Below are 7,283 nucleotides of genomic sequence, written 5' to 3'. Positions count from 1 at the left end.
CCGGCCTGCTCGGCCCGGGCCATGGCGAGCGGCGCGCCCATTTCCCGCGAGATGACGTCGCCGAGCTCGTCATTGCGGCGCTTCAGGATCGTTACAATTCGCCTGAGCAGTTCGACGCGCTCTTCCTTGGATGTGTGCGAGAAGGAGGCAAAGGCTCGCCGTGCGGCCGCGACTGCCTTTTCAGCGTCGGCGGCACTGCCGAGGGCGATCGTGCCCATCAGCTCTTCGGTCGAGGGATCGATGACCTCAAGTGTTTTCGAAACCGAGGGCTCGATCCAATCACCGTCGATATAGAAGCTGTGGGCGTGTTTCATTGGTGGCTCCCTTGAATGGCTCTTGATCTATCCTCTTTGCCGCTTGAAATTCCGATCCGTCCCGCGGTCGGACTATTTGCATCTGTGGGAGAGGATATGAGAATCGCAGACGTCGAACGGCGATCGGGATGGTGTACTGACCGAAGCTGAGGCCGATCACGGCGCCAGATTGTAAATCTCGGCAAGGTCGCTTAGATCCCAATTACCGCCGGACAGGACCGCACACACCTTCTCATCTGGCTTGACGTCTATGCCGCCGGCCAGCAGTGCTCCTATTCCGATGGAGGCGGCTGGTTCCGCGATCAATTTCGCATCCTTGGCAAGGGCGCGCATTCCGGCAATGATGTGTTCGTCTTCAACAAGAACAATCTCGTCGACATATTTTTCAATAATCGGGTACGGATTTTGACCCGGAACGCTTAACCTCAGACCATCCGCGATCGTGTTCTTTAACGGAAGCGATGTGCGCTCCTTGTTTTTCCGGCTGTAGAAATATTTCGGCGTCAAGGCAGGCTCTGCCGCGATAACACGTACCGATGGCTTGGTTTCCTTAATCGCAGTGGCGATGCCCGAGATCAGCCCTCCACCGCCCAGGGGTACGATGACCGTGTCCACATCTTCTAAGTCCTCGAGGATCTCACACCCGATCGTTCCCTGACCAGCCATCACGACGGGGTCCTCGAAGCCGTGAATGACCGCATAATTGTGTCCTTCCGCGATCTCGTAGACTTTTCTCCATCTAGCAGCATTATCACCATCAAAAAGAATGACTTCGGCGCCAAGGGCTTCTGTATTGGCGATCTTGATTTTTGGCGTGGTGACCGGCAGCACCAATATCACTTTAACGCCGAGCATCTTGGCTGCGTAAGCAAGCGCCTGCGCGTGGTTCCCCGACGAGGTTGCAATAATGCCGTTAGCGATCTCTTCTCTCGATAGCGAAAGAGCCTTGTTCAGGGCGCCGCGGATTTTGAATGCGCCGGTAATCTGGAGTGTTTCCGGTTTGAGGTAGAGCTGACAACCGGCCGCCTTCTCGATTTTGTCGGCACGCAATAGCGGCGTGCGCCTGACGTGCGGCTTTAGCCGCTGCTGAGCTTCGCGGATGTCCTGAATGGTGGGATAGTTGCGCATGGTCATTCCTCAAAAAACGGGAAGAAAGTGCCGACATAGTTGGCAATGGCGTTGCGATAAATTTTGCTGGCGGTCGTATTGTCTTGTATGGCCATGCCAGTGGAGTCGAAAATGGTGATTTCGTCATCACTTTCGCGTCCCGGCTTCCTCCCCAACAATACCTCGCCGATTTCGCCGTGGATGTCGTCCTTGGCAATGATGTTTTTATTCAGCGGGTGCCAGGTCTCGCCCTTTTCAGTGCATTGTGAAAGCGAGTCGACGATTATTTTGGCGTTTCGGAAAAGCTCCGGATCCAGTTCCTGTTTACCGCGCTGATCCGTGCCAATCGCAACGACGTGCGTACCGGGTTTTACCCATTCCGCTTCCACAAGCGACCCTTTCCCTCGGGTCGTTGTGATCAGGATGTCGGCCCGCTCGACCGCCTCCTTCTTCGAGCTTGCGACGATAACGGGAATGCCGAATTCGCGCTCGATATCCGCTTTGTATTTGGAACTTGTCTCGTAGGTGCTGTCCCAGGCGTGGATCTCTTCGATCTTCATGATCTCGTTGATCGCCCGAATTTGCATTCTTGCCTGATTGCCTGTGCCAATCGACGTGATCGTGCGCGCGTTCTTTCTTGCCAGTGCCTTGACGGAGACGGCTCCCGCCGCCCCGGTTCTGAGGCCGGTGATCAAGCTTCCATCCATGATACAAATCAACGCACAGCTCCTGGCATCAAACAGCAGGATGGTTCCCATGCTATTCGGCACGCCATGTTCTGCCGGATTGTTGGTGAACCCTCCGGAATGCGCTTTCATGGAGATGATTTCAGCGGCTTTATGATAGCCAAGCTTGAAGTCGATCTCGCCACGCAACGAGGGCAGATGAATCCCGATATAGTCGGGCTGTTCCACCTGATCGCTGCTGAAGGCCCTGTAAGCCTCTTCGACCGCGCCGATGACCTCGGTAATGCTGATGAGCCGTCCTACTTCACGCTTCTTGAGCAACAACGTTTTCATGCGTGACTCTCTCAATCAATTCATCGGATGCGTCGGGGCATTGCGACCCGACCTGCGCTGATCATATCAGGCCCAATGTGAGCCTATTGACCGTATTCGCAGGACCTCAGGCAGATTGTTTTATATCGCACGGCGATTTTGGCAGAGAGTACCGGCAGGCGTCTCTTGGAGCTCGAGGCGAGTGCTGGAAGTATCCCGTCACAATGTAATATCGGCGAGTGATTGGGAGCTGACCCCGTCGATCGCTGCCGGCTACGTTGCCGAATGACAAGGTTCCCCGGGATTAAACCCGTTCCGCTATGCGAAATCTTTGCGACTCAAGCCCCATACTTCACAGGGGCGCTTCCGTTTCCGCATGAGGAGTTGACCAGTATCTGTCTGCCTCGTCCGCGGATCACCGTGACCCAGCGCTCACAAGGGCAAATGATGGTTCCCTCCAGCATTTTGTGCTGATGTTCTGCGGTTTCCGGGCCAATTCAGATGCGAGCGCCGGGCTATGATTGATCATAACTTGAACAACTCCCCGCAAAGCAAGGACGACGCGCATGACCACTTTCCGCCCGAAATACATCACCTTCGACTGCCATGGTACGCTCATCAACTTCCAGATGGCGGAGGCCGCACGTGATCTCTACGGCGACAGAATGAGCGAGCAGAAAATGCTGCAATTCATCGCCGACTTTTCTGCGTACCGCCTCGATGAAGTCATGGCCGACTGGAAGCCTTATGCGGACGTGGTCCATAACGCCCTGGCAAGGACCTGCAAACGCAACGGCATCGAGTTCAAGGACGAAGACGCGCAGATGGTTTACGAACGCGTTCCCACTTGGGGGCCGCATCCAGACGTTCCGGCGGGGCTTGCCAAAGTGGCCAAGGAAATTCCACTGGTCATTCTGTCAAATGCGATGAACTCGCAGATCATGTCCAATGTCGAGAAGCTCGGCGCGCCTTTCCACGCCTTCTACACGGCCGAACAGGCCGGCGCCTACAAGCCGCACTTCCGGGCGTTCGAATATATGCTCGATATGCTTGGTTGCGGTCCCGAGGACATACTGCATTGCTCCTCCTCGTTCCGTTACGATCTGATGTCCGCTCATGACCTCGGGATCAAGAACAAGGTTTGGGTCAATCGCGGTCACGAGCCGGCCAATCCCTATTACGGCTATACAGAGATTGCCGGGATTTCGGGTCTGCCCGGCGTCGTCGGGCTCTGAAGAATCCTGAATACGTCTGAATATCTCTCTTCCATCTCGGTTTACCGGAGAGAGGCCGAGAAACGTTACGGTTCAGCCGGGTCGGCGGAGCGATAACGGATCACATCGCGGGGCGAGGTGATTTTAAAAGTCCGACCCTAAATAACCATCCTGAGGCGGAAAGGGCCAGCGCCAGCGGCAAACGCCCGACCTTTATGGGGGCGGGCACAGTGGTCCTGGATTCCATCCCGACAATTGCTTTTCGGAAGCATGCTGCCCGACTTCAAACATTGCGGGGCTCTTAGACGCAGACATCACAGAGATCTTTCCGCGACTCGCCAGTGTCGATCGAGTTTTGCGGCCTCGTCGACATAACAAAGGACCGGTTCCGCGCAGGCTTTCATCATGGCGTCTGGTACGCCATGGGTTACTGCGGCCATGGGGCCAAGCTTTCGACCCATCTCGGAATGCTGGCCGCCGATGCGATCCTCGGCCGCAATCCGATGAAGGGGCTCGACTGGCCGTCCGTCCCGGAGGCACTTCGGAACCCCTGGTTCCTGCCGCTGGTCGGCATGTATTACAAGGTGCTGGACAGCGTCGGCTAGGAACTACACTGGCCTTCTGCCATGATCACAGCCCGCCGACCTCGACTCTGGAGCCGTCAAAGAAGCGCGACAGCCGGAACGGCGTGGGATCGACGCAAGGCCTATCGTTCGCAACCAGGTCGGCTGCCAGACGGCCGATGCCCGGGCCAATGCCGAAGCCATGGCCGGAACCGCCAGCGGCCAAATAAAGGCCTTTCACATGATCAGACGCCGAGATGACCGGTACCGCGTCCGGTGTGCAATCCACGTAGGCGCCCCAACTGTCGGCTATTTCGGTACCTGCAAGCGCCGGGAACTGCTGGGTGACCCCCTTCAGGATGGCTGCGATCGTTCGACGGCTTGGTCTTGGATCGAGAACACGGATCCGCTCGAAAGGCGAAAGCGTCTCCCCGTTCCAGCTTGCCAAGGCTTCGGGCCCATGAAACATGGATCTGCCGACGCCGATCTGAACCGCCTTCAGTCGCTTCAGAAACATCGGCATGAACCAGCGCGCATAGCGCAGGCCTTGCGGCGTGATATCCAAGGTCGCCCTGCCGCTGACAGCAAGTGTGTAACTGCCATCCAACCTGCGGGTCAGCGAGCACTCCGGTGTATAGATCGCCTCGCCGAGATTGGTTGTGGGGTGTGTACGAACTGCGGTCTGGCGCACGCTTGCCTGAGGGAACTGCACGCCGTACTGGCGACAGAACAGGGAGGCCCACGCCCCGCCGGCGTTGAGAACGGCCTGCGATCTGATGATCCCCTTTTCGGTAATGACGCCCGCAACTGCGCCATTGACGATATCAAGACCTCGCGCAGCGCATTCCTGGTGGATCGTCGCTCCGAACTTGCGGGCACCATTCGCGATCGTCGGCGCCGCAATGGCCGGCTCGCCCTTGCCATCATCGACCGAATGAACGCCGCCGAGCCAACGGCGACCTTGCGCGGGAACTCTGTCATGCGCCTCCCGAGCAGTCAGCATCTTCGTATTGACGTTGAATTGCCGGGCAAGTGCAAGCCATTGTTCCCATTCCGCCAGCTGCTGCGGGTTGTCTGTCGCATAGAACAGGCCGCATTGGCGGAAGCCGACGTCTTCGTCGATTTTCGCAGCAAATTGGTCCCACGCCTGCATGGAAACCCCCGAGAGCGGCAGTTCACGCTCATCGCGGTTCTGCCGCCGGCACCAGCCCCAGTTTCGGCTTGACTGCTCACCCCCGACATATCCCTTTTCAATCAAAGCAACGGAGAGCCCCCGCTCTGCGAGAAAAAATGCCGCCGATGCGCCGATAATGCCGCCGCCGATGACGACGACGTCGGCCTTCGCGGGAAGCTCTTGATCGCTCTGTATGCGTTTGAGGACTGGTGACATCGTGGCTGACCTGAATTGATTAGTCGGAGCTGTTTTCTGCCTGCCGCGCCGGAGCGTCTCGCGCGATAATGGCGATCGCGTCGATCTCGACGAGATAGCCGTAGTGCAGTTCGGGCACCGGAACCACAGTGCGCGCCGGGCGCGCCTCTCCCAGCCGCGCTGCATAAACCTGGTTGAAGCGCGGCCAGTTGCTGACGCCAACGATGTAGGCCGTCACCCTGACGAGATTGTCCGGGCTGCCGCCTGCGGCTTCGAGAACCGCCAGCATATTCTCGATGGCCTGCCCCGCCTGCGTCTCGAACCCATCGTCGGGAAGCGGCGCCCCATCCGGCCGAATCGGGAGCTGCCCTGATATATATAGATGCTCGCCCGCCAGTTTGGCCTGGACATAATGACCCGCAGGGCGGGGCGCGAGGTCGGTATAGATGGTCACGACGTCCGACATCACCAGCCTCCGAAGCGCGGCCAGCAGGTCTCAACTGCATGCGAGCCACCGCGGACAACATGATAGACTGAGTGCTGTGCTGCGGTTGCGCAAGCATGGTTCGGCAGGATTCGCACCCTGTCTCCGACCGCCAGGTCAGGCAGGCGAGCGTCCGACCCGGGTCGCACGGCTATAATTCCATGCTCCTGATTTGCATCGGCAACAATGATGTCGAGATAGGCGTTGCCCTCGAGGTCGCAGACGAGGCCATATCCCTGATCGACGGCCTGCTTGCCGGTGCCACGGTCCCGCGACAGCGACATCCATCCGCCATCGGTGATGATCCAACCCTTCTCGCGCTGATGGCCGATAACCGTCGCCAGAACGCTGAGCGCGATGTCGTCGACTTGGCAAATGCCGATGCCTGCCATTACCAGATCGAAGAACACGAACACGCCGGCGCGGACTTCGGTCACTCCAGTAAGGTCCTTCGCGTGGTGGGCCGTTGGCGTCGAACCGACACTGACGACGGGGCACGGCAGACCCGCATCGCGCAGAAGACGCCCGGCATCAACAACGGCCAAGCGCTCCGCTTCCGCATAACGCTTCTGCTCCGCGACGCCCCCACCCTTATAGCTATCCCCCGCATGGGTCAGAACGCCACGCAGCTCAGCCCCTGCCGCCAGGATCTTCCCAATCTCCAGCAACTGAGCGTGATCGGCGGGCACCACACCCGAGCGATGGCCATCGCAGTCGATCTCGATCATGGCTGGGATCCGCATTCCGGCGTCTCGGGACGCCGCGGCAACCGCCTGCGCCTGCTCGAGGGTATCCAGTACGACCACCAGATCGACGCCCTCGGAGCGCAGTTCAACGACACGTGCAAGCTTTGCCGGCGCGATGCCGACCGCATAGATCATGTCGCGAACACCATCGGCCGCGAATTTCTCGGCTTCCTTCAGCGTGGAAACCGTCGCCGGTCCCTCGGGCGCACTCATGACCCGCCGGGCCACGTCGATAGACTTCGCGGTTTTCAGATGCGGTCGAAGCGACACGCCCATGCCATCGAGCCGGTTCCTGAGCCGTGTGATATTACGGTCCATCCGGTCCGCGTCCAGAATCAGACAGGGCGTTTCCAGCGTGTCAAGAGTGGTTGTGGCCGCCAAGCGCGTGGAGGGGTCGAACATCGTTAGATACATCAATCTGATCTCCAAATTCGAGATTCACCTTGTCGCTAAACCATAAAGATAGCAATTAATGGTCGGTGAAGGTT

General features: G+C 58.4%; 7 protein-coding genes and 1 pseudogene. 2 read left to right on the top strand and 6 right to left on the bottom strand.

Annotation, left to right across the window (positions count from 1 at the left end):
• From GGD53_RS23730 to GGD53_RS23720, 3 genes are all read right to left on the bottom strand, one after another.
• On the bottom strand, nt 1-314 hold a 314-nt coding region (locus GGD53_RS23730; RefSeq protein WP_184459219.1), incomplete at its 3' end, for an aldehyde dehydrogenase family protein.
• Between the two features lie 156 nt (nt 315-470).
• The gene (locus tag GGD53_RS23725) at nt 471-1,448 is read right to left on the bottom strand and encodes a threonine/serine dehydratase (protein WP_184459218.1); all 978 of its coding nucleotides are present in this window, start codon (nt 1,446-1,448) and stop codon (nt 471-473) included.
• Nucleotides 1,445-2,440 carry an ornithine cyclodeaminase family protein gene (locus tag GGD53_RS23720; protein WP_184459217.1) on the bottom strand — a complete coding sequence of 332 codons (996 nt, stop codon included), beginning with the start codon at nt 2,438-2,440 and terminating at the stop codon, nt 1,445-1,447. The genes GGD53_RS23725 and GGD53_RS23720 overlap by 4 nt, the downstream gene beginning before the upstream one ends.
• Nucleotides 2,441-2,985: 545 nt before the next feature.
• On the opposite strand from GGD53_RS23720, the gene GGD53_RS23715 reads away from it, so the two are divergent.
• The gene (locus GGD53_RS23715) at nt 2,986-3,654 is read left to right on the top strand and encodes a haloacid dehalogenase type II (RefSeq protein WP_184459216.1); all 669 of its coding nucleotides are present in this window, start codon (nt 2,986-2,988) and stop codon (nt 3,652-3,654) included.
• 286 nt (nt 3,655-3,940) lie between these two features.
• A pseudogene (locus GGD53_RS23710) lies at nt 3,941-4,238 on the top strand (FAD-dependent oxidoreductase); the annotation flags it as partial.
• Between the two features lie 25 nt (nt 4,239-4,263).
• Here GGD53_RS23710 and GGD53_RS23705 read toward each other — a convergent pair.
• Genes GGD53_RS23705 through GGD53_RS23695 form a run of 3 tightly spaced genes read right to left on the bottom strand, consistent with a single transcriptional unit; the run spans nt 4,264 to nt 7,209 of the window.
• Nucleotides 4,264-5,586, bottom strand: a complete 1,323-nt coding sequence (locus GGD53_RS23705; protein WP_184459215.1) for an NAD(P)/FAD-dependent oxidoreductase — start codon at nt 5,584-5,586, stop codon at nt 4,264-4,266.
• A gap of 19 nt (nt 5,587-5,605) precedes the next feature.
• Nucleotides 5,606-6,031: a RidA family protein gene (locus GGD53_RS23700; protein WP_184459214.1), complete on the bottom strand. Its 426-nt coding sequence runs from the start codon at nt 6,029-6,031 to the stop codon at nt 5,606-5,608.
• Nucleotides 6,031-7,209 carry a DSD1 family PLP-dependent enzyme gene (locus tag GGD53_RS23695; protein ID WP_184459213.1) on the bottom strand — a complete coding sequence of 393 codons (1,179 nt, stop codon included), beginning with the start codon at nt 7,207-7,209 and terminating at the stop codon, nt 6,031-6,033. The genes GGD53_RS23700 and GGD53_RS23695 overlap by 1 nt, the downstream gene beginning before the upstream one ends.
• Nucleotides 7,210-7,283: the final 74 nt, after the last annotated feature.

The sequence above is a fragment of the Rhizobium aethiopicum genome, assembly GCF_014197535.1.
GTDB classification, from domain to species: domain Bacteria; phylum Pseudomonadota; class Alphaproteobacteria; order Rhizobiales; family Rhizobiaceae; genus Rhizobium; species Rhizobium aethiopicum_A.
The sequence above is the reverse complement of the archived record's forward strand: the minus strand, read 5'-3'. Positions and strand labels throughout refer to the sequence as shown.